This window comes from Paenibacillus sp. CF095 (assembly GCF_900101225.1).
Taxonomy (GTDB): Bacteria; Bacillota; Bacilli; order Paenibacillales; family Paenibacillaceae; genus Paenibacillus.
On record NZ_FMZN01000005.1, the window covers coordinates 1 to 26,625 of the forward strand.

The 26,625-nt window shown below is 48.0% G+C and carries 22 protein-coding genes and 10 tRNA genes; 23 read left to right on the forward strand and 9 right to left on the reverse strand.

The annotated features are described in order from the left end of the window. Positions 1 to 11: 11 nt before the first annotated feature. From BLS69_RS26150 to BLS69_RS26200, 11 genes are all read left to right on the forward strand, one after another. Positions 12 to 89: transfer RNA gene (locus tag BLS69_RS26150), tRNA-Asp, on the forward strand. Between the two features lie 22 nt (positions 90 to 111). Next, positions 112 to 187 (forward strand) — tRNA-Thr (locus BLS69_RS26155). Positions 188 to 284: 97 nt separating this feature from the next. Then, positions 285 to 360 (forward strand) — tRNA-His (locus BLS69_RS26160). A gap of 11 nt (positions 361 to 371) precedes the next feature. Continuing rightward, positions 372 to 446 (forward strand) — tRNA-Gln (locus BLS69_RS26165). A 9-nt stretch (positions 447 to 455) separates the two neighbouring features. Continuing rightward, positions 456 to 531, forward strand: a tRNA-Lys gene (locus BLS69_RS26170). 9 nt (positions 532 to 540) lie between these two features. Then, a tRNA-Leu gene (locus BLS69_RS26175) sits at positions 541 to 628 on the forward strand. Positions 629 to 636: 8 nt separating this feature from the next. Then, a tRNA-Gly gene (locus BLS69_RS26180) sits at positions 637 to 711 on the forward strand. Positions 712 to 717: 6 nt separating this feature from the next. Beyond that, a tRNA-Arg gene (locus BLS69_RS26185) sits at positions 718 to 794 on the forward strand. A 16-nt stretch (positions 795 to 810) separates the two neighbouring features. Beyond that, a tRNA-Pro gene (locus tag BLS69_RS26190) sits at positions 811 to 884 on the forward strand. Between the two features lie 12 nt (positions 885 to 896). Beyond that, positions 897 to 967, forward strand: a tRNA-Gly gene (locus BLS69_RS26195). Between the two features lie 185 nt (positions 968 to 1,152). Next, entirely contained in the window at positions 1,153 to 1,758 is a 606-nt protein-coding gene (locus BLS69_RS26200; protein ID WP_091038008.1) for a short chain dehydrogenase, read from the forward strand. A 138-nt stretch (positions 1,759 to 1,896) separates the two neighbouring features. Here the strand turns inward: BLS69_RS26200 and BLS69_RS26205 are convergent, their stop codons facing one another. The 5 genes from BLS69_RS26205 to BLS69_RS26230 form a co-directional block, all read right to left on the reverse strand. Next, entirely contained in the window at positions 1,897 to 2,949 is a 1,053-nt protein-coding gene (locus BLS69_RS26205; RefSeq protein ID WP_091038010.1) for an ABC transporter substrate-binding protein, read from the reverse strand. A 94-nt stretch (positions 2,950 to 3,043) separates the two neighbouring features. After that, entirely contained in the window at positions 3,044 to 3,706 is a 663-nt protein-coding gene (locus tag BLS69_RS26210) for an ABC transporter substrate-binding protein (protein WP_091038011.1), read from the reverse strand. A gap of 74 nt (positions 3,707 to 3,780) precedes the next feature. Beyond that, complete coding sequence (locus BLS69_RS26215) at positions 3,781 to 4,725, reverse strand: helix-turn-helix transcriptional regulator (protein ID WP_091038012.1); 945 nt, start codon at positions 4,723 to 4,725, stop codon at positions 3,781 to 3,783. 825 nt (positions 4,726 to 5,550) lie between these two features. Beyond that, positions 5,551 to 6,411: a hypothetical protein gene (locus BLS69_RS26225; protein ID WP_091038015.1), complete on the reverse strand. Its 861-nt coding sequence runs from the start codon at positions 6,409 to 6,411 to the stop codon at positions 5,551 to 5,553. Between the two features lie 147 nt (positions 6,412 to 6,558). Then, positions 6,559 to 7,467, reverse strand: a complete 909-nt coding sequence (locus BLS69_RS26230; RefSeq protein ID WP_076253950.1) for a LysR family transcriptional regulator — start codon at positions 7,465 to 7,467, stop codon at positions 6,559 to 6,561. A 357-nt stretch (positions 7,468 to 7,824) separates the two neighbouring features. On the opposite strand from BLS69_RS26230, the gene BLS69_RS26235 reads away from it, so the two are divergent. The 4 genes from BLS69_RS26235 (at position 7,825) to BLS69_RS32780 (ending at position 13,323) form a co-directional block, all read left to right on the forward strand. Next, entirely contained in the window at positions 7,825 to 8,841 is a 1,017-nt protein-coding gene (locus tag BLS69_RS26235; protein WP_047840482.1) for an ABC transporter ATP-binding protein, read from the forward strand. 70 nt (positions 8,842 to 8,911) lie between these two features. Further along, complete coding sequence (locus BLS69_RS26240) at positions 8,912 to 9,985, forward strand: ABC transporter substrate-binding protein (protein ID WP_091038017.1); 1,074 nt, start codon at positions 8,912 to 8,914, stop codon at positions 9,983 to 9,985. An 81-nt stretch (positions 9,986 to 10,066) separates the two neighbouring features. Beyond that, positions 10,067 to 11,737, forward strand: a complete 1,671-nt coding sequence (locus BLS69_RS26245) for an ABC transporter permease (RefSeq protein WP_091038353.1) — start codon at positions 10,067 to 10,069, stop codon at positions 11,735 to 11,737. After that, positions 11,734 to 13,323: an MBL fold metallo-hydrolase gene (locus BLS69_RS32780; protein ID WP_249912936.1), complete on the forward strand. Its 1,590-nt coding sequence runs from the start codon at positions 11,734 to 11,736 to the stop codon at positions 13,321 to 13,323. The genes BLS69_RS26245 and BLS69_RS32780 overlap by 4 nt, the downstream gene beginning before the upstream one ends. 76 nt (positions 13,324 to 13,399) lie before the next feature. Here the strand turns inward: BLS69_RS32780 and BLS69_RS26260 are convergent, their stop codons facing one another. Continuing rightward, on the reverse strand, positions 13,400 to 13,960 hold the full coding sequence (locus BLS69_RS26260) for a GerMN domain-containing protein (RefSeq protein WP_176873049.1): 561 nt from the start codon (positions 13,958 to 13,960) through the stop codon (positions 13,400 to 13,402). Between the two features lie 34 nt (positions 13,961 to 13,994). Next, complete coding sequence (locus BLS69_RS26265) at positions 13,995 to 15,407, reverse strand: N-acetylmuramoyl-L-alanine amidase family protein (RefSeq protein WP_091038021.1); 1,413 nt, start codon at positions 15,405 to 15,407, stop codon at positions 13,995 to 13,997. Positions 15,408 to 15,689: 282 nt separating this feature from the next. Between BLS69_RS26265 and BLS69_RS26270 the strand changes: the two genes are divergently transcribed. Together BLS69_RS26270 and BLS69_RS26275 are read left to right on the forward strand one after the other, a co-directional pair. Then, a complete protein-coding gene (locus BLS69_RS26270) occupies positions 15,690 to 16,919 on the forward strand; it encodes an anhydro-N-acetylmuramic acid kinase (protein WP_091038023.1) in 1,230 nt (409 codons plus the stop codon). A gap of 125 nt (positions 16,920 to 17,044) precedes the next feature. Continuing rightward, a complete protein-coding gene (locus BLS69_RS26275; protein WP_036616797.1) occupies positions 17,045 to 17,884 on the forward strand; it encodes a MurR/RpiR family transcriptional regulator in 840 nt (279 codons plus the stop codon). 148 nt (positions 17,885 to 18,032) lie between these two features. On the opposite strand, the gene murQ is transcribed toward BLS69_RS26275, so the two are convergent. Then, complete coding sequence (gene murQ / locus BLS69_RS26280) at positions 18,033 to 18,938, reverse strand: N-acetylmuramic acid 6-phosphate etherase (RefSeq protein WP_091038024.1); 906 nt, start codon at positions 18,936 to 18,938, stop codon at positions 18,033 to 18,035. Positions 18,939 to 18,960: 22 nt separating this feature from the next. Further along, entirely contained in the window at positions 18,961 to 19,917 is a 957-nt protein-coding gene (locus BLS69_RS26285) for an N-acetylglucosamine kinase (protein ID WP_256332436.1), read from the reverse strand. 362 nt (positions 19,918 to 20,279) lie between these two features. On the opposite strand from BLS69_RS26285, the gene BLS69_RS26290 reads away from it, so the two are divergent. From BLS69_RS26290 to BLS69_RS26315, 6 genes are all read left to right on the forward strand, one after another. Next, complete coding sequence (locus tag BLS69_RS26290; RefSeq protein ID WP_091038027.1) at positions 20,280 to 21,632, forward strand: ABC transporter substrate-binding protein; 1,353 nt, start codon at positions 20,280 to 20,282, stop codon at positions 21,630 to 21,632. A 55-nt stretch (positions 21,633 to 21,687) separates the two neighbouring features. Then, the gene (locus tag BLS69_RS26295) at positions 21,688 to 22,611 is read left to right on the forward strand and encodes a carbohydrate ABC transporter permease (RefSeq protein ID WP_091038029.1); all 924 of its coding nucleotides are present in this window, start codon (positions 21,688 to 21,690) and stop codon (positions 22,609 to 22,611) included. Positions 22,612 to 22,675: 64 nt separating this feature from the next. Then, entirely contained in the window at positions 22,676 to 23,509 is an 834-nt protein-coding gene (locus BLS69_RS26300) for a carbohydrate ABC transporter permease (RefSeq protein ID WP_017691096.1), read from the forward strand. A 43-nt stretch (positions 23,510 to 23,552) separates the two neighbouring features. After that, positions 23,553 to 24,662 (forward strand): ABC transporter ATP-binding protein, encoded by a 1,110-nt coding sequence (locus BLS69_RS26305; RefSeq protein ID WP_091038031.1) that lies wholly within the window; start codon positions 23,553 to 23,555, stop codon positions 24,660 to 24,662. A 48-nt stretch (positions 24,663 to 24,710) separates the two neighbouring features. After that, positions 24,711 to 25,421: a hypothetical protein gene (locus tag BLS69_RS26310; RefSeq protein WP_091038033.1), complete on the forward strand. Its 711-nt coding sequence runs from the start codon at positions 24,711 to 24,713 to the stop codon at positions 25,419 to 25,421. Further along, entirely contained in the window at positions 25,421 to 26,617 is a 1,197-nt protein-coding gene (locus BLS69_RS26315) for an exo-beta-N-acetylmuramidase NamZ family protein (protein ID WP_091038034.1), read from the forward strand. Before BLS69_RS26310 ends, BLS69_RS26315 begins: the two co-directional genes overlap by 1 nt. Positions 26,618 to 26,625: the final 8 nt, after the last annotated feature.

The window sequence follows — 26,625 nt, forward strand, 5'->3', positions numbered from 1 at the left end:
GAAAGTGATCTGGAACCGTGGTGTAGTTGGCCTAACATGCCTGCCTGTCACGCAGGAGATCGCGGGTTCGAATCCCGTCGGTTCCGCCATTTTTAATTAAATATACACCGTGCCGGTGTAGCTCAACTGGTAGAGCAACTGACTTGTAATCAGTAGGTTGGGGGTTCAAGTCCTCTCGCCGGCACCATTTTTAGTATTTACATCTGAATTTGTGATAGAATGTATATTATAGATGCAGTTGCTAATACTAAGATACTCTTAGTGGATGAATGGCTTACTCTATGGCGATCGTGGCGAAGTGGTTAACGCACCGGTTTGTGGATCCGGCATTCGGGGGTTCAATTCCCCTCGATCGCCCCATGATTTTTTAATGGGGATTAGCCAAGCGGTAAGGCAACGGACTTTGACTCCGTCATGCATAGGTTCAAATCCTATATCCCCAGCCATTTCATTACGAGTCATTAGCTCAGTTGGTAGAGCACCTGACTTTTAATCAGGGTGTCGAAGGTTCGAGCCCTTCATGACTCACCATTATATTTTGCGGTCGTGGCGGAATTGGCAGACGCGCACGGTTCAGGTCCGTGTGGGCTAACCCCCCGTGGAGGTTCGAGTCCTCTCGACCGCACCATATGTTTTGCGGAAGTGGCTCAGCGGTAGAGCATCGCCTTGCCAAGGCGAGGGTCGCGGGTTCGATTCCCGTCTTCCGCTCCAATATTTGCGCCCTTAGCTCAGCTGGATAGAGCGTTTGACTACGAATCAAAAGGCCGGGAGTTCGAATCTCTCAGGGCGCGCCATTATTCTCATAAGTATCGGGATGTAGCTCAGCTTGGTAGAGCACCTGGTTTGGGACCAGGGGGTCGCATGTTCAAATCGTGTCATCCCGATTTTTTTATTTTGCGGGTGTAGTTCAATGGTAGAACTTTAGCCTTCCAAGCTAATAGCGTGGGTTCGATTCCCATCACCCGCTTCCGAGTAACATACAGAAAAGCCTTTGCTTATAGTAAGGGTTTTTTTTTGCGTTAAAAAGAATAAGTGGATTCCTTTTAAAATAGAGTCAATTGTCATTTGATTAAGGATAGAATCTTTGTTTTAATAAATAGAACAATTCGTATCTGATTTACCGTGTTTATTTATAAAGGAGGACAAACAGTAATGAAAAGAGCACTGGTCATTGGTGGAAACGGAACGCTAGGTAAAGCTGTTGTTGCGAAACTGAGAGATTATTCCGTTGAGGTTATTACAGCAGGTAGACAATCCGGGGATGTTCAGGTAGATATGACTTCGACAGAGAGTATTACTACCCTCTTTGAAACGGTGAGAAATATTGATTACGTCATTGTGGCGGCAGGTCAGACCCATTATGCGAAACTCGAAGAACTTACACCTGAGAACAATCTGATTAGTGTGCAGGGTAAACTGCTTGGACAGGTTAATATCGTGTTGATTGGTCAGCACTATATTAATGACAAAGGGAGTTTCACGTTGGTCAGTGGCATAATACAAGACCACCCTATTGAGAAAGGCGCATCAAGTGCTATGGTCAATGGGGCCATTGATGCGTTTGCCAAAGCGGCAGCGTTTGAGTTGCCAAGAGGCATTCGTTTGAACTCAGTTAGTCCCAACTTGTTTGTAGAGTCGGCGGAGAAATATAAGGATTTCTTTATTGGATTTAATCCTGTACCTGTAGAGAAAGTGGCTAATACGTTTATCCAGAGTGCACTTGGGATCGAAACAGCCCAAAACTTTAAAATATATTAAAAGCCTGATGTGAATGAAGAATTACTGGAATGAAGAACTGCTGAATGAGACCATTTGGAATATTAAATATAAAGGAGATCCACCGAAAATCCGGTGAATCTCCTTTTGTTTGTTGTGGATGAAACAGAGGTATGTTTACTATTGTGAAGCAGGTAGTCCAAGAACTTCGAGCATTTCATTACGTTTGAGCGATTCGGCAATGGGGCCGTCAATAAGCCATTTCTTAGCATTGAGGACATAGACATGACCATTTTGAACAGCGGGTAGGCTTTTCCATACTTGGAGTTGCTGGATTTCGTTGAGTTCATCTTTTGTTTTTTGCAAAGCTTCAGCTGATCCATCTGAGCTAATGGACACAATGAACAGATAGTCTGCTTTGATTTCAGGCAAAAGCTCAACCGAGATACTGGCATTCATCCGATCTGGATTCTCAGCCTCGAGTTTGGTAACGAGAGCATCGGGAGTGAATCCAATTTCATAGCCCGCTCCTACATAACTAGAAGCTGGGAATGGCGTAGATGGAATGGACGAGAAGAACAAACGCATATCTTTCTCTTCCAGGCGCAGGAATGCAGCTGTTGGTTTGGTCTTGGTGATATCGGCTGCGAGTTTCTGAGCTTCAGTTACCTGATCTTTATTTTTTTGTAAAAGCTGTTCAGCCCGCTCTTCAATATCCAATGCAGTAGCTACCTGTACGATAGATTCCTGCCAATTACGGCGATCATAAGTGATCGTAGGCGCGATTTTCTCAAGTTGTTCGAGAATTTTGGCATCCAAACTGGCATTGGCAATAATGAGGTCCGGATTGGCGCTGACTACAGCTTCAAAATTGACACTTTCATTAATGGGTTCAACAGCCACGCCTTGGGCTTCAAGTTGCTCATTCAGGTAATCTTGCCGGCCAATAGGTGTAGCAAGTACCAGTGGTACCTCCAAGGAGAGGAGAATGTCCTCCATATTAATGGACACAATCCGTTCGGGATGTGCTGGGATTTCTTTGCTGCCACTGGCGCTCTCCACGGTTTTAGTAGTTGATTCAGTGGATGAGTCCCCATCTGTCCCCGCAGCTGATTTTACGCCATCTGCAGATGGCTGCGAAGTGCTTGCAGGTGTCTGTCCACACGCAACAAGTAACATGGCGAGTATGAACAGGATCCCCGTTATTTTGACATAATGCTGTTTGTACATCATAATCCCCCTGTGTTTCTAATGATATTGATTCTCAGTACACTTTATATTGTAGCGGTCTCATGTTGGGGGAGACATAGCCTTCTGTGCTATCCGGTCATGGATTAATGTGCTGAGTACCACCAAAAAGTTTCAGGGTTTCATCAATAATTTGATCATGGGCATATGGTGAATAATCCAACCAAGGCATTTCATCTAGCAGATATACATGCTGGTTCTGCACGGGCATCAATTGTTGCCATAGCTGAGTATGTTGTAGTTTATGCCAACGTTGCTGGGATTCTGAGTCCTGGTCCACAATCAGTAACATGCGATCTCCAACCATTTGAGGCAACTCCTGTTCATCCAATGCACGATAGACTTGCCCTGGAAGCAGATCGTGTGAAGGGGACACGCCCAGGTCGTTATATAGAACAGCGCCCCCATTGCGTCGCCCGTAGATTAACAGATGACCCATCATGATATGAATGATGGAGACCGTATCCTTTCCGATGAAATGAGTAAGCTGCTCTTTGGCATGGATTACCTTGTCATCATACTGCTCCAACCACTGCTGAGCATTCTGTTGCTGTCCCACAATGGAGGCAACTTGTACGAAGTGTTCCCGCCAGCTCAATCCTTTCCATGGGATAACGATGGTAGGAGCAATTCGCTGCAGCGTTCTTTTTAACGAATGGGCTTCGTACTCATTACAGATTATGAGATCCGGGCGCGCTTGTATCAACAACTCAACGTTGGTTTGCCAGATATGAGGATTCATGCGTTTGCTACGTCCCAGATGATAAGGGATATTGGAGAAAAACAGATTCCTGTGTTGATCCCGTCGGTTATCGATCAATGCCGCATGGGGATGATCTGTAATGCTAGCAGATGGCCAGTGGTTCCGAAGGAGAGAGCAGCAATTTTACTGCGTTTCTGCCGTTGATAGGTAGAGGGAGACACGCCAACATATTTTTTGAATTTGCGACTAAAGTAAAACTCGTCCTGAAAACCAACCTGTGAGGCGATATGTTTGATGGTTTGGCCGGGGACGAGCAGCATCTCTTTGGCCCTGTCCATGCGGATGTTATTCACGTACTCCATGGGACTGATGCCAGTACGGTTTTTGAATACCCGCGAATAGTGCCATACACTCATACCTGCCACACCGGCAAGAACTTCACGAGAAAGATGCTCAGCATATCCAAGCTCAATAAGTTCAAGCGTTTGATCCAAAGCAGAGGTGTGTTCGGAATCTCCTACTGTACTTTCTTTGGGAGGAGCATACACATGGGTCAACAATTCATGCATCAAAGTCTGAATACGAAATGGACGATTTTCTTGAGGTACAGAGATGCATTCATGGAGCTGTGAGGCAATTCTGGTACATTCCTGAAAAAGTTCATGCGGTAACTCATCGGCATAAGACGAACGAAGTAACCCTTTTTGGTAAATCTCCATTACAGTAGATCCAGAAGTAGTTTTGTTCATATCTGAAATGGGCTTTAACAGATCAAAATATATCGCGATGCCCTGTAAAGGATGAACCTCATCCGGTGTATATTCTATCGCTGTTCCTGGCAGGATCAGATACATTTTGCCGAGTGTGGCATGATTCAGCCTGTGCCCAATACGGATATCGGCCTCACCACCAGTACAGATGAGCAAAAGATGTGAGTCAGCTAATACGAATGGGGGAAGAAAAGACGCTTGATTGAGAACTTCGGATGTCTTGAATCTTGCATATAGGTCATGGGTATGGTCACCGTTAGATATCAGTGGAAAGACTTGCAAAGTCACCAGAATCCCTCCTTAACTTACGATAGTAACATTATATATGATGTATTTGAGAATCATTATCAATTATCGCATATTGTCATACAAATAAGAAGTCCATATGATAATATGAAAATGATATACAGAAGAAAAAGCGGAGGGGGGTATATAGAATGTGGTTTATACTTGGTTTTATTATCTTAGTTTCGATATTTGGTATTCGAACGACGAGTCGATCCAATAAACTAAAACAGCAGTTCGGATCAAGGTTACATGCAGTAGGGATTCATCAGTCAGGGCTTCCACAAGTTGCAGAAGGCAGGCGGGTGGATGTGCTGATAGGTAATGGGAACTTATATATTCAAAGTGGTCAGCAAACGTTTGAACTCTCATTAAGAAAAATCGGGAGTGCAGGATATCCAAAAAGAGCAGGTAGCTCAAATTCGAGAAATTATCTCGTAATACACTACGAGATGAATGGTAGGGTACGTCCGATAGTATTAAGATATATGAAGCCTGCGCACGCTAAAGCATTTCTATGGGAAATCGAGGGTCATCTATTCACGCGAAACTCAAGTGATGGAATTATAAGACTGTAGAAATTCTGATCATTGAACCGCGTAATTCTCCACTATAAATTGAATTGATATAGGTTACCGAGTTGTAGAATAGCCAATACATAGTGCCCATCATCCAAACTGTTGAGCGAATAACCAGTAAAATCTCAACCGATGTTAATCGTAGAATTACTTAAATAACAGATCATTTAATTCACTACGCAAAAAAAGACAAGCCCTCTCCTACGATGTCCGCAGGAAGAGGAACTTGTCTTTTTAATAGAGCTAGCGATTAGTATCTTTCCAGAATCGTTTGTGTTTTCAAGCCATCTGCAGGAATCAGCCAGTTGTTGTTCTCCAGCAATTGCAGCAGTTGGGTACGCAGTCCGGATACGGCTACAGCATCATCGGTTTTGAAAGAAACCTCTACGATATTCTCAATACCTGTACCTGCTGCGTCACGGATCGGCCATACTTCGAGTGTAAGCTCTTGACCATTCCATGTACCTTCATATCGTTGGAACGTTATCGGACCATATGCACGGGATTGAGTCAGTTGCTGCTTGCCCCAGTTGGAGGAAGTCCAGTTTTTCAATTTGCCCGGAAGCTTGTCCAGTAACATGTTCAAGGCTTCTTGCTGCGAAGGAAGTTGGACTCCTGTCGCTTTGGTATCGACTTTTTTGGTGTTGGAGAAGCTCAGCGTCTGTTTGCCGTATCCCCAATCAATTTCAGCCTCGTAGTTATCATCTGATTTATCAAAACCCTCTTGGTTAGCCAGAGTCAGCGCTGCGTTGATATCGCCATTGATCACAGGGTAGCGTTTTTTATAAGTCAATTCGTAGTTATTCTTGTCATCCTTTTTGCGAAAACGAACGTTCCATCCTTGTTGATCCAATCCGAGAGCATTGGTGTCGAAGTACTCTACGTTAATGTTTCTTGGCGTGGAACTCAGGCCGAGTGTCTGAATCACTTCACTGCGTGGTGTCCCATCTGTATTCAATACAAGTTCCGGCTTGGCCAGAAACTTTACTTCATAAGCAGGAACGGCATTGGCAGCAGCTGAAGCCTGGGGTGCTCCCAGAAATGTCATTCCACTTCCCAATGTTACGATGCTCAGCATCAATGAGGCGGTTACCTTTTTCCACTTTTTCAAAACCAATCACTCTCCTAATCTGGATTAACGTACAGATCCCACTTTATCGCCCGAATATATGAAAGCGATTAACGGGGAGCGCACATTGCGTTAACCCTGCATAGATTTGATGAATGGCAAACGATAGTTTATAGCGGATCAAGGCAATCAGCCATGGAAAATGGGGAAGCCGTGACTCACCTCTCGCAGCACTTCTTTGAAGCGGTTTACCTGAACTGAAGGGTGGCGGTCCTTGTTATGTACGGTGTATATATGGCGTGGTGCCTGCTCTCCGGGAATGGGAAGAACTTGAATGAGCCCGTGCTGTTCCTCCCACTGTACCGCCATCCGAGACATGAATGAGACATGCCCCCCGATTAACACGAGCTGTTTGATCGCTTCCAGGGAATCCATCTCCACCGTACTCCGCAAACGAATGTCATGTTGCGCAAGCCATTGATTGGTTAACCGACGAGTACTGGATTCATTGCCATGTAAAGCAAAAGGAATCTGTGCGATATGATCAGGTGTTAATGCATCCTTCTGGGCCAACCCATGTTGCGGAGAACAGATCAATACCAGGTCGTCTTCACACAACGTCTCAGCTTGCAGTGCGGGTCCAACAAATGGCTCGGAAGAGATCACCCCCAGATCAATCTGATGCCTAATTAACATTTCGCGAATAACAGGTGATGGTTTGACGGATAAGACGATACGAATGCCCGGGAATTCCTGCGAAAAGGTATTGAGTATGGTGGGCAGCAAATATGTAGCCGGTACATAGCTTGCTCCAATGTGCAGGGTGCCCCGATAGAGACTGTCATATTCCTTTACGACCCGTCGTGCCTCTTGGGTCAGAGCATTGATTTTGACGGAATAATGGAGCAGAGCTTGTCCAGCCTCGGTTAGAAAGGTCTTTCCACTGCGCGATTCAAATAATCGCACACCCATCTCTTCCTCCAATGACTTCATATGAAATGTAACGGTAGGTTGCTTGATCCCCAGTAACTCGGCCACGCTTGTCATGTGATGATGCTTGTCGATCAGCTCAACAATTTGCAATTTGATCAGATTCAATGTCCCAACACTCCTCTCACTTCTACTATATAAATTGAACTAAAGCTTATTTACACAGACACTACGATGACAGAACAACCTTCCAATCGCTGTTATCCCCAGATTTTTTTGATTCCCTTTCTCAAGGGAAAATCCGGTGATAAAGGCGAACGCTCCGCTTTTTCAGGTTTTTTCTGTCCTCTCCGTTATCGTGCAAATGATTAGTTCACCTTCTATAGATTTAATCTATGAACATCAACAGAATTCATCTAAAAAGTTAATTCCAATTTTACATACAAGACATACAACTCGCGAAAGCGGACGTTAGACTGAGAACAGTGCAAGAGATCAAGTAACAGAAGACAGGCAGGGATGCTTATGAAATTAGAGATGACAGGAATTCAAAAATCATTTAATCAAACACCCGCGCTGCTGCCGACAGATCTAACGCTTGAACATGGAAAGTTCACGACCCTGCTCGGCCCATCGGGCTGTGGCAAAACAACACTGCTCCGCATGTTGGCCGGGCTGGAACAGCCGGACGCGGGGGAGATTCGTGCAGATGGTCAGTGTATCTACTCTGCGGCGAAGCGGATTGATATACCAACACACAAGCGTAATCTGGGCATGGTGTTTCAGGATTTTGCATTATGGCCGCATATGACCGTATACGAAAATGTAGCGTTTGGCCTGAAGGCCGGAAAACAGAAATCTGATCTCCGGCAAAAGGTGAATGAAGCACTTGGTATGGTTCGCCTGCAAGGCATGGAAGATCGATATCCTCATCAGCTATCTGGTGGACAGCAGCAACGGGTTGCTTTTGCCAGAGCCGTAGCGGTCAGACCTGGTGTGATCCTGTTCGATGAGCCACTGAGTGCACTGGATGCTGTACTCCGGGAAGAGATGCGGATTGAGATGATGTCGCTGGTTCGGGACATGGGGCTGACTGCGCTGTACGTCACACATGATCAGATTGAAGCGATGTCGATGTCGGATGAGATTGTAGTGATGCAGAAGGGTCGGATATTGCAAAAGGGAAGTCCGGAAACGATATATTCGGCGCCGAGTGATCCATATGTCGCTTCGTTTATCGGAAAGTCCAACTGGCTCACGCCTAATCAATCGATGGTGCGACCAGAGCATGTCACTTGGAACAAAACAGGCCATGATGATCTGTGTTATCCGGGGACGGTACTTAGTGTCAGCTATGTAGGTGAGCGCTATGAAGTACGAGTGCAGATGGAAGGGCTGGGCGTATGGACAGCCTATATGAACCAAAGAGTGCGCGTAGGGGAGCGGGTGCAGCTCTATGTAACCCCTGAGCGGATATGCCGAATGGACGGTTATGACCACCCGAGTATGAAGCAGAACGAAGCGATCGCAGTGGCGTATTAAATTGTTGAACAAGCACGCAGTTGGAAGCAAGAGTACACATTTTATAAGAAACCAGGGGAGATGGACGAATATGTTGGGTATGAAAACACGGAAAAAGAGCGCAATGCTGTTATTAACAGCGGTAATGAGTATCAGTTTGTTCGGATGTAGTACAGGGAACACAACCACAGGCAATGCGGCACAACCCGCGGGTGAGGGAAACACAGCAGCAGCGGCGGAAACAACGAAACCGGCTGGTGGCAAGTTGGTCTTGTACAGTGCTGGCCCACAGAAGCTGGCGGATAACATCGTGAGCGGATTTACGGACAAAACGGGGATTGAAGTCGAGATGTTCCAGGGAACGACAGGCAAAATTCTGGCTCGTATGGAAGCAGAGAAGTCCAATCCGGTTGCAGACGTTGTAATTCTAGCCTCTTTACCTTCAGCACAGGCTTTGAAAGCAGACGGACTGACCATGCCTTACCCTGAAGCAGCCAATGCAGACAAGCTGAACAAGGATTGGTCGGATGCAGAGGGCAATTATTTCAGCAGCAGTGCTTCCGCACTAGGGATTGTGTATAACACTAAACTGGTATCTACACCACCAACAAGTTGGGCAGAGCTGGCTACGCCTGCGTGGAAAGATGCAGTGAACATTCCCGACCCTACATTATCAGGTTCAGCACTCGACTTCATCACAGGGTACCTGAGTGCAAATGGTGAAAAAGGATGGGATCTGCTGAGTGCCTATAAAGCCAATGGTGTAGCGATGGCAGGTGCCAATCAGGAAGCATTGGATCCGGTCATTACGGGTGCCAAAAGCATCGTAGCGGCAGGTGTGGACTACATGGCGTATTCCTCCAAAGCAAAAGGTGAACCACTGGATATCATTTATCCTGAGGAAGGCACGGTAATCAGCCCAAGGCCGGCAGCGATTCTGAAATCCAGTCCAAATGTAGAGAATGCCAAAGCGTTCATTGACTATCTATTGTCCGATGAAGCACAGAAGCTTGTTGCAGATGCTTATCTGATCCCAGGCCGCGAAGACATTGAAGCGACTAACCGTGCCAATGTGAAGGATATTCCACAACTTAAAGTGGATTGGAACTGGATGAGCGAACATGGCGAAGAGACAGCGGCGCGTTTTTCCGAGACTTTTAAATAATAGGATAGAGACAACTAGGCAAAAGGAATACCTGCTGTCTGTGGAAAGTCATGTGAGGTGAACGTAGTGAAACCTGTTGGAATGGACAACAACCGAATTTTTCGGAGAGTGGGCGTGATTCTGGCCCTCTTTCTGCTGACCATAAGTATTGGCGTGCCGCTCTTGCTGATCTTCTGGCAAAGTGTGTATCCGGATGGACAATGGGACTGGATGGCTCCGATTCGCACGATTACCGGTCATCATCTATCGGGTGTATTGCTGAATTCCGTCTGGCTTGGCATCTGTGTTGTAGCAGTAACCACGCTGCTGGCGCTACCGCTGGCTTGGATGATGGCGAAGACTCGGATGGGCGAACATCGCTGGGTGGATGTAATCCTGATGATTCCGTTCATGACCCCGCCGTATATCGGATCGATGGGCTGGATTCTGTTTATGCAAAAAGGGGGATATCTCCAGCAATGGGTGCCCTCATCTGCGGGCTGGAGTGAGCTGTTCTTCAGCTTCTGGGGCATGGTGCTCATCATGAGCTTGCACCTGTTCCCGTTCCTGTATCTGCTGCTTCGAGATGCGTTGATCCGCATCGGTGGCAATCTGGAAGAAGCGGGAGCTGTGCACGGTGCACGTGCAGGTTACCGTTTCAGACGTATTATTTTACCCTTATTGTTGTCGTCTTACGGCATGGGGATCATGCTGGTCTTTGTCAAAACGATTGCGGAATTCGGAACACCGGCAACCTTCGGGCGCAAGATTGGCTACTATGTTATGACCTCCGAAATTCATAAGTACATCTCCAGTTGGCCGATTGACTTCGGCAAGGCGACTTCGCTGGCATCGGTGCTGCTGTCCGTCTGTCTGGTGATGTGGTATATGCAGTCTGCCATGAGCCGGAAGTTCACGTATCGTCTGGTTGGTGGCAAAGGGCAACGTTCGAAGCGATATTCTCTTCGTGGCGGAGCAGGATGGTTATGCGGGGCGTATCTTGCAATCCTGTTGATCCTGTCGGTAGGCATTCCGTATTTCTCCATCATCGCCGCTTCGACCATGAAGTTACGGGGATCGGGAATTGCTTTTGATAATCTCACCTTGGATCATTACAAGGAGCTGTTATCTTGGGGATCGGTGAGTATGAAGGCCATTGGGAACAGTCTGGGATTATCCCTCGCGGCTTCAACCGTTGCTGTTATTGTCGGTACGGGTTTTGCGCTCGCGATCGGCAGATCATCTGCATTCATGCAGCGTGTGATTGACTTGTTCAGTCTGTTGCCTAATACGGTGCCGGGTATCGTGATGGTTGTGGGTCTGATTCTTTTCTGGAACTCACCCTGGATGCCAGTTACGTTTTATAACACCTACGGCATGGTTGTGCTCACGTACGTTGTTCTCTTCTTGCCTTACACCGTGCAGTATGTAAAATCGAGCTTTATCCAGATTGACGGAACATTGTTCCAGGCTGGGCAAGTGTTTGGCGGGAAACCGCTGTATATTCTGCGGCGAATCCTGATCCCGCTAATCCTGCCCGGCATGCTGGCCGGCTGGATGATGACCTTTACGATTGCTACCCGGGAGCTGGTAGGTTCGTTGTTGATTCTTCCTCCGTCGATGCAGACGTCGGCTACGTATATTTTTGCCCAGTTCGAACAAGGTCAGGTATCCCTCGGAATGGCGATGGCCGTTGTAACTGTAGGCATGACGGTGCTGATGCTGCTGGGAATCGAACTGCTGAATTCAAAGAGAAAGTGGAATGCATCATGATCAAACTGAACGTATGGGGCGGTGCAGGGGAACATGGACGTTCCGCCTATCTCCTGAGCGGGAGCCGGTTTCGGCTTTTGCTGGATTGTGGTGTGAAAAAAGAAGGCACAGGCCAGTATCCGCTGATTGATCCGGAGATTGTCCCACAACTGGACGCGGTCCTCTTGTCCCACGCCCATGAGGATCATTCGGTCGCCATCCCTTTGCTGTATAAGATGGGCTACCAGGGTGAAGTGTGGACGACGAGAGAGACGAGGGCGCAGCTGCGTACGTATTTTGCCAACTGGCGTAGGTTTGTAGAGCGTATAGGCGAAGAACTTCCTTATGATGAAGTAGATGAGCAGGCTATTCGTTATCGGTATCTGGAAGATGAGGTCGTATCCCAAACCTGGTTTGAACCTTTTCCCGAAGTAAAAGTGATATGGGGCCGGAGTGGACATCTGGCCGGATCGGTGTGGTTTGGGGTTGAAATGGAAGGTAAGCGGATTTTCTACTCCGGGGACTACACGTCCGAGTCGATGCTTTTACAGGAGGATTGTCCAGCGGAGGCATTCTGGCAGACAAACATGCTTCGTGAGAATCCTGTGTTCGATGCTCCGAGCAGCGAACGGTGGGGTACGGAGGAACTAATCGCCATAAATAGTGGGAAAAAGACTGGAGAATTCATAACGTCACAAGATCAGACATCTGTTGCATCAGAGGCATCGTCAAGAACACTTGTATCCATGGAGATACCCATGAAGCAGGGAAATTTCACATCGAACGGAGCAGATGGAGCAGGCAGAGCAAACGTAGCAAGCGGAGCAGATAGAGCAGCAATATCTTCCGTCGGGCTAGTGGATCTGGCGATCGTTGATGCGGCCTACGGTACGGACGAGGATACACAGGCCGACAAACTGGAACAGCTTGAACGAGCCATTCGCCAGACTATTGCTCAAGGCGGAAAGGTGCTCTTACCCATGCCTGTCGTAGGTCGTGGACAGGAGATCATACTGTGGGCACAGCAACAATTCCCGGCTATCCCAATCGTAGTAGAACACGGGCTGGTAGACGGCATGAAGCAGCTTATGCATGTTCCGTATTGGTTGAGGGAGAAGGGAGAGCATGTCATCGGAAGTTCGTTGAAAGACAAAATTGATGGCTTTCTGACTGGACGAGGATGGGATCTGCCTACGACCACCCAAGAGCGGGAACAACTGTTGGAACATCATGCTGCTTCGCTATGGTTCATTCCGGACGGCATGATGCAGTCCTCGCTTGCCCGTTGGTATTATAGTCAATTATCGGACAGGGAGGAGAATCTGATTCTGCTCACCGGGCATGTTGCTCATGGTACATTTGCTGATAAGCTGCTACGGGTTCCTGACAAGTATGGAGTGTGTGTGGTGCGGAAAATACGTTATAAAGTGCATCAGGGCTGGAAGGATGTTGAACGAATGCTGCATCAGGTTCCAGCAAGGCATACGGTCCTTGTGCATACTGACCGGGCAGAGACGGACCGTTTAAAAGAAGGTTTGCTCAGAAATAGCCCGTCACCGGGAACAGTTATACATTCACTGTCTGCTGGTGACGAGCTATATGTGTGAATTGTGCATGAATCGAATTGATGCGTCAGATTGGAACGTCCCTGGGGACGTTCTTTTTCCATTGTTGTCTGATCATTTAGGGTTCACGATGAATGGGGTGGTCCAGTTCGGCATGACCCATCAAACTATCAACGGCTTCACCATCCACCAGTATATCCAGGCTGTTCACTTCATCAAATTGAAACATCGTTGTAGTTAAAGCTTCCAATGCGAGCAATTCTCCACTGGTACCGAGATTGGCTTCAGCGGGGATATGAACATCCAAAGTCACTGTACCCTCAACATATTGGATAGAGAGCAATTCCACCTGCTCCCAGAGGGAAACAAGCTCCGAATCGGTGTTCGTTTGCAACGCTGTAAATGTTTTTTCATATTTTTCGGAATCATCCTTGTATTCAATTTCCTGCTCTGTTTTCTCAAGCTCAAGTACCTGAGAGTCTGCCAAATATACATCGACGACTTGTGTATTCATTGTGCCCAGATCCACCTCCGTTTCGGATGGGTTGGGTGACTGCGTCTGTCCTCCCTGAACAGCAGGTTCATTTGAACCGGATTGGCTCACTGGCTTCTGGGCACATCCAACTCCGATAAGGATCAAGCATGATAATATAAGTGCACAACCTAACTTCTTATTCAAAGAATCACTTCCTTTATCTGATTTATTTGATGATTTATAGGCCCAAATACTCCTTGATTCCATCGGCTATCGCTTGAGCGGCTTTCATCTGAACAACTTCGGACGACATCAGTTCTTCATCGAGTACATTACTCAAGAATCCCACTTCCAAAAGCACTGCAGGCATGGTCGTGTCTCGGATTACTTCCAAGTTGCCATTTTTCACACCACGATCTCTGAGACCCATGGCTTTCACCAAACGTTGATGAATGATAGTAGCTAATTCCTTGCTGTTACTGCGTTGATAATAATATGTCTCTGTACCTGTGGCTTGGGGGGCGGACTTCACGCTATTGCCATGGATAGATACGAATACATCTGCATTTAATTGATTGGCGAGCTGAACACGCTCAGGACGGGTCGGATAGGTATCACCTTCACGAGTCATCACCAATTCGATATTAGGTTCATTGAGCAACAGGGCTTGTACTTTGTGAGCCAATGCCAGGTTGTATTCTTTTTCGGGTTTGTTCGTGATGCTGATCGTCCCCGGGTCACTGCCACCGTGTCCTGGATCGATGACCACGACCTTGCGTCCTGAATCGCCTACTGGAGTGACTGGAGCAGGTGTGACATTGTCTCCCGCAACATTCAGATCAATAATCAGTTTATCGGCAATGATGTTCTGGCTGTACTGGACATCCTTCACATTATTCAATTCTACGACAATGCGAACTTGCGCCGGATCTCGTTTGAACAGCGAATATCTCACTTCTGTCACATTGGGATAACCGCTCACATCCAACTTGCCATTGAGTCCTTGATCCAGCGGTTGGGAGATATCACCAAAGGTTGCTCCAGGCAAGTCCACAACCAAACGATCAGGGTACTTGAGGGTCGTTACTACCGGCTGAACGGCCCCATCCGTGGATAAAACGAGCTGATTGTTGGTAAATTGGATATCGGTAACCTTAGCGGTAGACGTTGAATCCCCTTTTCCAGAACTGTTGCCTGGGTCGATAGCAGGTCCCTTACTGGTGTTTGTTAAGTATACGATCTTGTCTTGATTGTTCCATCTTACCTTAAGCCCCATTTGTTCACTGACAAATCGAATGGGCACCACCAGCGTTTTGTTCAAAATTTGCGGTGCTGTGTTCAAAGTGACTTGTTTGTCAGCAACCATGGCTTGCTTTTGATCCACGGTTAGGGAAATCGTCTGTTGATCTTGCTGAATTTTTACAGTGCGTGCTTGTTGGTTCCAATCGACTTTGAATTTCAAATTTTCGGCAACGACACGAATCGGGATCATCACGTTTTTATTGATAATCGTCACCTGTACATCACTTGGGAGGACTAATTCCTCTCCATCCATAAAGATTTTTGACGTGCTTGCAGCGGCATTTCCCTGATTAGGGAGCAAAAAGAGTAAGAACAGGCTCAGAAACAATAGTAAAATGGTTTTCTTCATTATGCACCTCGACTAGTATTAGATCTATATATGACTACCAAAATATACCTACATATTATAAACGGTAAAAATGTAAAAATGTTTCTCTTCTGATATCTAATTATCAATTGATGGAGGAAAACGTGATGTGTGATCGCAAATGGGATGAATATCTCTCTTTTTATTTTCAATAATGTAATTAAATTTCATATAATGTTTGACTTGTGAAATTTAATATCATATACTGGGTGAAATTATGGCAGGATGACGTGTTCATCGGGTCTTGCAGGAGGTTGGAAGTGGATGGATACAGGCAGCTATCCGATGTGGGAGAAGTATCGTTTGAAGCAGGAGCATCTGGTCATCGGACTAATGTCAGGAACGTCACTTGATGGAACAGATGCGGCACTGGTGCGTATTCAAACCGATATGAGCAGGGCAATACAGCAGATCGAGCTGGTTGATTTCGTCTGTGTGCCGTATTCGAATGGATTGAGAGACGTACTGATCCGGTTATGTTCACCGGGGACGGCGCGTGTCGACGAGCTGACAGCCGCGCATTTTGGTGTATCGGAGTGGTATGCGCATAGCGTTACGGAACTGATGCGGTCTGCCGGTATCTCAACGCAGCAGGTGGATGTGATTAGCATGCATGGACAGACGGTATGGCATGCTCCTGTAGCCTCTGCATTTCCAGGGCCAACGGGAGCCAGTATTGATGTGGTATCGACATTGCAGATCGGTGAATGTGCTGTCGTTCGAGAACGGACAGGACTGCCAGTGATTGGTAACTTGCGTGCAAGGGATATGGCCGCTGGTGGGGAAGGTGCCCCGCTTACGCCTTATGCGGATGCTCTGATGTTCCGTAGCCCGACGGAAGGACGGCTGGTGCAGAATATCGGTGGCATTGGCAATGTGACGGTGCTTCCCTCTGAGTCATCTACCGAAGGTATTTCGGCATTTGATACGGGACCGGGCAATATGGTGATGGACGCCATTGTGCGGCAGGCAACGGATGGGCGGCAGCATTATGATCCGAGTGGAAGTATTGCCGCACAGGGAAAGGTCGATCAGCGTCTGGTAGAACTGTGTTTGGAGGATGAGTATTTCAAAAGAATTCCGCCGAAAAGTACCGGGCGAGAAGTATATGGAGCCGCGTATGCAGTGAGACTGATGGAGATGGCCGCAGCGCGTTCCTTATCCCTTGAAGATACGCTGGCTACTGCCACCTGTCTGACCGCGGAAACCATCGTGCGTGCAGTGAAGGATTTTATTCTGCCCAAGGTGCAAATATCGGCCATGCTCGCGTGCGGTGGTGGCACTTCCAATGCCACGTTGATGGAGATGATCCGTCAGAGACTACCGAAGGATATCCGTTTGGAACGAACGGCAGATTATGGTATACCCGATGATGCTCGGGAAGCCATTGGATTTGCTTTACTTGGCCATGAGGCACTTATGGGAAGAACCAATACACTTCCGGCAGTAACCGGCGCGAAAAACGCCGTAATCTCGGGCAATCTCACACTCTAGTGAGGCCTGAATTTAACATGAGTTCAGTTATGGAAGGGCGAGGAATTCGATTAGACGCGAGTGGAATTATAAGATAAAATGCTTGTACATGAATGCAGTACGGAAAGGAGGAGCGAATGGAAGGCATGAAAGGTGGACTTGTGCGTTTACGCGCATTAATGGATGACTTGACTCCGTCCGAACGGAAGATCGGAGCTTATATTCTCGATCACCCGCAAGAAACTGTTCAATCCTCGGTGGCCCAGTTGTCTGAACGGAGTGGAGGCAGCCCAGCTGCCATTATCCGTCTCTGCAAATCACTGGGTGTAACGGGTTTTCAGGAGCTGAAGCTGAAGATTGCCGGAGATTTGCAGACGAGTGAGCCATATCAATATACGGAGATTCGTCCCCAGGACTCCATGGAGAGCATTATTCAGCATGTGTCCGCAAACAATATTCAGTCGGTGAAGGACACGGTTCATATTCTGGACCCACGTCTGGTAGAAAAAGCTGTGGACGTGCTTCATCAGGCGAATCGGATCTTTTTCTATGGAGTAGGGGCCTCCAACCTGATTGCGCTGGATGCACATTACAAGTTCATGCGAATCAATCGCACAAGCTTTTCGTTCGCCGATCCGCATATGCAGATTTCGTCCGCAACGACGCTTCGTGAGGATGATGCGGTTGTATGTATCTCGTATTCAGGGGAGACGTCGAACGTAATCTCCTGTCTCAAGCATGCTCATGATGGCGGTGCAGCGACAATCAGCATTACCAAGTGGGGCAGCAATACACTCAGTAGTATGGCGGATGTACCCCTGATGATTACTTCCACCGAAAGTGATATTCGGAGCGGAGCAACTTCGTCACGGATTGCACAGCTGAACGTGATCGATATTTTGTATCTAGCGATTGCCAGTCGGGATTACAACCAGTCGGTGGAGTATTTGGAGAAGAGTCGACAGGCTATTCTGGAGCACAAGTGAAATAGAACCATATGAATCCCTTTCTGATTATGCAGGAGGGGATTTTTTGACGATTATATCCGCTTTTAGTATAAAAAAATCAAAAAAAGAGCCCAGACTAATATCGGGCTCCTCTCTTTCAACCTCTAGAAATATCCCACTGTACGGCTCAGGAAGGCCCCGCAATGGCGCTGCGGACAAATCCGTCAGCCAGATCAAGCCTGTGCTGGGCTTCTGTTGCGTCCACGCCTGCCATGAGCATGACGATTGCCGTTTTTACATGACCGTCTGCACCGGTAAAAGCCTCTTCAATATCGGCTTCATTCGCTCCGGTTGCCAGATGGATCATGCGTTTGGCACGATGGACAAGCTTCTCGTTCGAAGGGTTCAGATCAACCATGAAATTACGGTAAACCTTGCCCAGACGAATCATGGCGGTAGTGGTGAGCATGTTCAGAATCATTTTCTGGGCGCTGCCTGCCTTCATACGTGTTGAACCCATGACAACCTCTGGGCCGACAACAGCCTCAATGCTCACATCAGCCAACAGGGTCATCGGCGTGCCTGCATTATTACTCAGGCTGATCACCGTAGCCCCGATCTCCTTGGCGTGTCTCATCGCACCCAGCACATACGGCGTTCGTCCACTGGCTGCAATGCCAACCACGACATCGTTTTTGTCTAAGCCATGTTCATCAAGGTCCGCAGCTCCCAACTCCTCATTATCTTCAGCACCTTCAACCGGGTCCTTCACTGCCCGGAATCCCCCTGCAATAATACCCTGCACCATGGAGGGCGGGGTTCCGTAGGTAGGCGGGCATTCCGAAGCGTCAAGTATTCCTAATCGTCCACTGGTACCTGCGCCTACATAAAAAAGCCTGCCGCCAGACTGAAACGCCTTCAAGATCCGATCCGCAGCCTGAGCAATGACCGGAATTAGGGGCTGAATGAGCTCCGCAATCCGTTGATCTTCCTTATTAATTAGCTCCATAATTTCTGCCGAAGGCAATTCATCTATATGATCCGTTAGTGGATTGGGTTGTTCTGTTATTAGTGAATTCAGCATGTGATTCATCTGTATGGCCTCCTTCTCTCTTTTAAAATGATTCATTCAGGGAACAGCGTTTTCTTGCCAGTTGTGCTGCGCCAACCGCTGGAGCGGGGGCATCTTCACGATATACAAAGTCCAACTCTCCATAATATCCCGATAACTTCTGAATAAATGTATTTCGGAAAAGTGCAGCGTATCGAAAAAGTGATCCGGACAGGACAACCTGAGTGGATGCAAATTCCCGATGACGGGCAATCAGCGCCTTGGCGGTATCCGCCAATTGGGAGGCTTCGTCGATGATCAGTGCCCGGGCGGCCTCATCTCCGAGTTTAGCTGCTTCTATAGCTAAGCGGGCGATGGATGCGGTCTCGGTTTTGCCCCAATCCGTCTGATACACCCGTGTCTTTAGCTCCGATATATCCCGAAGGTTCAGTTTCTTTAGAAGAAGCGGGGTTAAACGGGTTGGAGGAAGAACACCGTCATAACTCTGCATAACCACTTGGAGTGCACGCTGCCCAATACGATAGCCGCTCCCCTCATCTCCGAGCAGGTGACCCCAGCCTCCTGCACGGTATCGCTCGCCTTCCCGCGTAAATCCGTACACGATGGACCCTGTTCCAGAGATGCATAATACACCGTGCGTATGTCCGAGAGAGGCCATCAGAGCAATCTCTCCTTCGGATACAACCCAGACTGGACAACCTTCTGATGCCTGTCGATTACGACTCTTCATATAGTTATTTACTGCTTTGGCTATAAGTTGCCGCTCTTGGATCGTATCTACACCTGACATACCAAGGCATATACCCTCACAATTTGTCGATAAATCACTTATTAGATTAAATAGCTGTTCCAGCACTCGTTGCAGTTCGGAAATGGCCTGTTCAGTTGATACGCTGTGAGGATTCGTGGGGCCGCCGCTGAGTCGGGCGAGAATTTCACCAGATTCAGAAATGATTGCTGCATCAGTATTGGTACCGCCTCCATCTACGCCTACATACACTGGCAAAGTGGCTCACCTCGCTTGCTTTGGTTTTCTTTTTACATAGTATAGTTGGATGAAAAGAAAAAGTAAAATTAAATTTTATAACAAAAAATAATGTTGAATTTTTATTTTACAACTCATATAATGAATTCAATCTACAATTTTGGAAGGAATTAATACTGTTAATGTCAATTAAGTTGACGTTAATATTGCATTTAAGAGATTTAGCCTGCGACTGGCAGGCCCAATCTACAGGGGAGGTGCTTTTCCTTACTGCCGCGTGTATAGGTGGATGGCGTTTGAAGGCCGAACGATCACAAAGGGGTAGCATGGTTAGGCAATGAAAGAATCGGATGATGACATGCTAAGGAGATGAAGGGATGAAAAAGAAGGGTCTGGTATGGGCAATGTTGTTGATGATGGTCTGGGTTACAGCTTGTGGGAATAGCGGAGGTGCTGCTTCGGATGACCCGAATGCCGATGATACGGTAACGGTATGGACCTATCCTGTACATGGCACATATGAAGATGAACTGAAGGATCTAATCTCTGATTTCAATAAAGAACACCCGAACATTACCGTGAAGACGGAAATGCTCTCCTGGGCGGAAGGGCCCAAAAAATTCGATGTCGCTCTGAACGCAGGTAACCCGCCGGATCTTTATTTTCATAGCGTAGACGGCACATATGTGAATACGGGATTGGCACTTGAGCTGGACAGCTACCTGACACCTGAGATCAAGGACGACTACCTGCCAGGTACGCTGGATTTAGGCCAGATTCAGGGGAAACAGTACGGACTGCCGTTGTATCAATTCCAATGGGCTTGGGGTGGTAACAAACGTATTCTGGAGGAAGCGGGCATTGATTGGAAGTCCATTCAGCAAAATGGCTGGACCTGGTCCGAATTCAACGATGCTGCTGCCAAGCTGACCAAAACGTTGGATGGCGGGGCCAAGCAATATGCACTGGTTACCGACGGAACCTCGCTTGACTTCATTGAAATGCTGTCTCGTAACAACGGGATGATCGATGTTCTTGATAAAGACGGCACGTTCCAATGGAATGATGGTCGCATTCTGGATACTCTCTCTTTTATCAAAAACCTGATGGATCAAGGGTATATGCCGAAGGAAACGGCGGCTCTCGCTCCAGCGAAACGGACGGATATGTTCTACGCGGGGGAAACGGCGATTATCTCCAAAGCGATTCCTTATTATGATGTGATGATTCAGAACCGCAACAAGGACATCGATGATGGCAAGGTGCAAGGAGAGAAGATTGATTTTGTCCTGTTGCCTGTACCACATAATGATGATCAACCTGCGGCCACAACGATGGGCGGCGAAGGGTATGTAGCCTTCAAACAGAAGAAGGACAAAGGCGAACAGCATGCCAAAAATACGTTCCTTGTGATGGAGGCGCTTAGTGGTGCCAAAGCAGGGAACTCGGCCAATGAACTGGCACTTCCATTCGTAAGACAGTCCCAAGTGGAACTGTTTAAAGGAAAAGAACTTGGTCAACCGGATAATCTGGCTGCTGCAAAAGTCATGGCAGAGAATATCGCGATGCCGGTTGTACTGGAACTGGATATCGACAAAGCATCCCAGCAAAAACAATTCAAGGAACAGGTTGTGAAGCCAAACATCCAGGCGCTGTTCTCGGGAGAAAAATCACCAGAGCAGATCGCAGAAGACTTCAAGAGCAAAGGCAAGCAGATGTTTGGACAATAACTCGGACAATCAAACATAACGTAAAACCACACTGATTAGGAGAGGAGGATTCGCCATGCAGACCGCCCTTGCGCCAAAACCGTCCGTGCCTCGGACTTCCCGGGTTGCCCGGTTTTGGCGAGACTACGGGTGGGCGTATTTGTTTATTTTGGCGCCTGTCCTGCTGTTTCTCATTTTCACACTGTATCCTGTTCTGACGGCTCTTGTGATGAGCTTCCAGAAATACAACATTATGAACTCAACGTGGGTTGGATTGGATAACTACGAGCGTTTAGTGAAGGATGAGACGTTCTGGAAGTCGATTAAAAATACAGTGATCTTCACCGTAGGCACAGTCCCGGTCAATATTCTCATTACATTTGTACTGTCTTATTTCATCTATCAAATGAAAACTAAATGGCAGACTTTTTTCAAAGCTACCATGTATCTGCCTGCGGTAGCCTCCGGGGTAACCATCTCCATTGTATGGCTGGCAATCTTTGATCCTACCGATTCGGGGCTGCTCAACCGTTTTCTCGGCTTGTTTGGCCTTGATCCGGTGATTTGGTTGGGCCAGTCGGGAACGGCACTTTTTTCCCTCATTCTAATGAACTGGCTCGGATCACACGGAGTGGGCATTATTCTGTATCTGGCAGCCATGGGTGGTATTCCGAAATCGCTGTATGAAGCGGCGGATATTGATCATGCCAGCGGCTGGACCCAGTTCAGCAAGATTACATGGCCGCTGCTCAAACCAACTACGCTGTATCTGCTCGTCACGGGTGTCATTACATCCTTCCAGGTGTTTATCTCGGTATATCTGATGACACAGGGTGGACCGAACTTTGCGACAACTACAATCGCTTATCTGATCTACGAGACGGCATTCAAGTTCTATGAGTTCGGATTGGCTTCGGCTCAGTCGTTCGTACTGGCGATTATCATCATTGTCATCTCCGTCATTCAGTTCAAATATTTCTCCAGCGATATTGAGTATTAGAGGTAGTTCAAAACACGTGCTATTAGAGCACATTGCATTAAGCATCCGGGGGTGAATGAAATCCATGAAATCAACACAGAAAAAGATCCTGCTCGTTGTTGCATCCATTCTGCTGGTGGTCTGGGCGCTGGTGACGGTCATTCCGATGTATTGGATGCTCGTTGGTTCGGTGCAGGATAGTGCGATGTCGGCTTCGTTTAAACCACAGATGATTCCAGAGCAGCTGTCATTATCACCATATGAGCGCTTTTTTGCCAAAACTGATGCCTGGCGCTGGCTGTACAATTCGCTGCTCATCTCGATCATTCTGACCGTAACAAATGTATTCTTCGCCTCCCTGGCGGGATATGCGTTCGCCAAACTGAAGTTTCCGGGTAGTCAGGCGGTATTCTGGACGTTGCTTGGGACAATGATGATCCCGGCACAAGTGACGCTGATTCCTTTGTACATTCTGATGGTCAACGTGTTTGACTTGGGGGATACGTATACGGCCATTATTCTGCCTGCTGCCGTTAGCGTAGGGAACATATTCTTGATGAAACAGTTTATGTCCACGCTGCCCACATCGCTGATCCATGCGGCGCGTATCGATGCATGCAGCGAGTTCGGTATCTTCTGGAAAGTCATTCTGCCGATGGCAAAGCCGGGAATCGCGGTGCTGGCGATATTCACGTTTGTGGCTTCGTGGAACGAATTCTTCTGGCCGTTCCTCATTACCAATTCCAACGAGATGCGTACCATTCAGGTGGGGTTGGCCTCGTTTGTATTTGCCGAATCAACGGACTTCGGCGCAATGATGGCAGGGGCAACAATAGGTGCGCTGCCAATGATTATTCTGTTTTTCTCACTGCAACGTTACTTCCTGCAGGGCATTACGATCGGTGCGGTTAAAGGTTAACTGTTAGTTCAGGACAAGCGACAATGTAAAGGGGGATCTACCTATGGCACGCGTGGAGTTTCGCCAAGTGCGCAAAGAATTCAAAGACGATCATAAAGGAACGTTCACGGCTGTGGCCGGCTCGGACTTTGTTATAGAAGATAAGGAATTCGTAGTGTTTGTGGGTCCTTCGGGCTGTGGCAAGACAACGTCACTGCGGATGATTGCCGGACTTGAAAAACAAACGAGCGGTGATATTGTGATCGGTGACCGGCTTGTTAACGATCTGCATCCGAAGGATCGGGATATCGCGATGGTGTTTCAGGATTATGCACTTTATCCGCATATGACCATCCGTGAGAATCTTTCCTTTGGCCTGAAAAATCTGAAAAAGCCAAAGTCCTATATTGATGAACAGGTGCAGAATGCGGCCTCCATTCTTGGACTGGAAGCGATGCTGGAGCGCAAACCACGCGAGCTGTCTGGTGGTCAGCGCCAGCGTGTTGCGGTGGGCCGGGCGATCGTCCGCGATCCGCAGGTGTTTTTATTCGACGAACCACTGTCCAATCTGGATGCCAAGTTGCGGGTACAGATGCGGGTGGAGTTGGGTGAACTGCATAAACGTCTCGGTGCCACGATTGTGTACGTGACGCATGACCAGGTAGAAGCCATGACACTTGGGGAACGTATCGTGGTCATGAATCATGGAGATATCCAGCAGGTGGCTTCACCAAAAGAGCTGTATGCGAGTCCGCGAAATATGTTTGTTGCCGGATTTATTGGTTCCCCGGCGATGAACTTCATTGATGCACGGATTGAAGGCACGCAGGTTGTCATCGAGGGAGCATCATTCACCTTGCCAGCAGATGTACTTGCTCGTCTTCAGAGTCATCAAGGCAAGCCGGTGATTATGGGTCTGCGTCCAGAACATATTTTTGGTGATGATGTCGCTCCGAACATCCCGACAGACCATATGCTGCAGGCGCGAGTTCAGGTTGTAGAGCATCTGGGCTCCGAGAATTTGGTGTACTTCCATTCCGGTGCCCGTACCGTTACGGCCAAGGTTCACCCCGAAACACATGCTTATGTAGGTATGGACAAAAAGTTTGTGTTGGACTTACGTAAGGCACACTTTTTCGATCCAGAAACGGAGCTTGCGATTGGACGGGAGTAAAAGACGAGGCCTGGTGAAGAAGGAACGGTGAGAAAGGGGAGGGTGAAGATGCGTAAGTTGAGTGAAGTGTTGATCAAGTCGGGCGCAGAAATCTATCGGGATATTATTCCGGTGGCCTTGTACAGTGTCGTTAGCTCCATCGTACTGGTTCCCATTCTGATGTTTGCTCCGTTGCCGATCGCGGTGCTGCTTCTGGCCTTGATATATATGCCCATCCTGTTCGGTGTTTGTTATGCCGTGCATCACAGATTGGAGCGTAAGGAACGGCGCAATGGGTTTAAGGATATCTGGGTCGGAACATTGAAGGGAATAATTCCGGGAGGATTGGTGGGTGTGCTTTTCGCAGTGCTTGGCTTCATTCTATGGTCAACCTGGTGGTATTACGGTGGACAGGGTGGAATTACAGGTACAGCAGTGGGTGTATTCCAGACGTTCTTTGTTCTCATGGCGCTGATGTCACAGTTCTATACCTGGCAGCTTGTTTTACAAAAAAACATGGGCATCGTTCAAGCGATGGGGGAAAGTGTAAAGCTGTTCTTCCGTCACCCGGGGTACACGATGGGCGCTTGTTTTCAGGCCATGTGCCTGACTGCGCTGCTGATGCTGACTGTCGTTGGTTTCGGAGCGCTGTTTGGAGGTATGTTTGCCATCTATCAGCATAAGGTTGCTCTTAATGTGCTGGAGCCTGAAGAAGAGCCTGTCGTAACAGGCGGTAATGATCACCAGCAAACAGGCTGGATAAGCCAGGGGAATGTGTGATGGGTCAGTTGAATGAGACCGAGCAGATCCCGGCTGTAAAAACGGGAGTTGATCTTCTGTCCAGAGGGTTATCGCATCCATGGATAACGGGTAATCGAATCGGTCTAATTACAAACCCGACTGGTATTACAGCGGATTTTGTATCGACAATAGATGTGTGTGCCGGACTGGCTAATACCGAGCTTACAGCGCTCTATGCCTGTGAGCACGGACTGTATGGAGAGCTTCAGGCGGGTGTCAGATTCGGGGACATGATTCATCCGCGTCTGGACATTCCGGTGTTCAGCCTGTATGGAGATTACAAGAAACCTACGCCTGCAATGCTGGCTGGAGTTGATACGGTCCTGTTTGACATTCAGGACGTGGGCGTTCGTTATTACACGTATGCCTCAACCCTGTTCCATATGATGGAGGTCTGCGCTGGAGCAGGCAAACGTATGCTGATTCTGGACCGTCCCAATCCGCTGGGTGGAAACGTTGTGGAAGGCGGTGTGCTGAACGCGGGGTATGAATCACTCGTTGGCGCTTGGCGTGTACCTGTACGTACCGGATTGACGGTAGGTGAACTCGCCCTGATGGTCAACAGCGAGATGGATGTACCTTGCGAATTGGACGTGGTTGCCATGGAAGGATGGCAGCGCTCCATGGAGTTTGCGGATTGTGGGCTTCCCTGGATGTTACCCTCTCCCAATATGCCCACGCTGGATAGTGTGCGGGTATATGCGGGTACGTGCCTGTTCGAAGGCACTAATGTATCGGAGGGAAGGGGCGCGACTCGCCCATTCGAGTGGATAGGGGCACCTTGGGTTGAGGGTGAACGTTTGGCGGAACGATTTCGGGAATACAGGCTGGAAGGTGTGCATGTGCATCCAGTGTACATGTCGCCAACATTCTCCAAATACGCAGGTGAATTGTGTGGTGGCGTAAGGATTTTTGTAACGGACAGCAGGAAATTCCGGGCGGTAGAGACAGGGTTGGTGCTTTTGCATGAACTGGTTTCACTCTATCCGGAGCAATTCTGCTGGCTGGAGCCACCGGAGCCGGGTTCGAGGTACTTTATCGACCTGCTGGCAGGAGGGAAGGCAGTCAGGGAAACCATTCATGACCGCGCGGAGTTTGTTCGTTTAATGGAAGCGTGGAATGTACAGGCAGCGGAATGGAAGGAGCGGCGAAAGCCATTTTTGTTATATCCATGAACGGATGT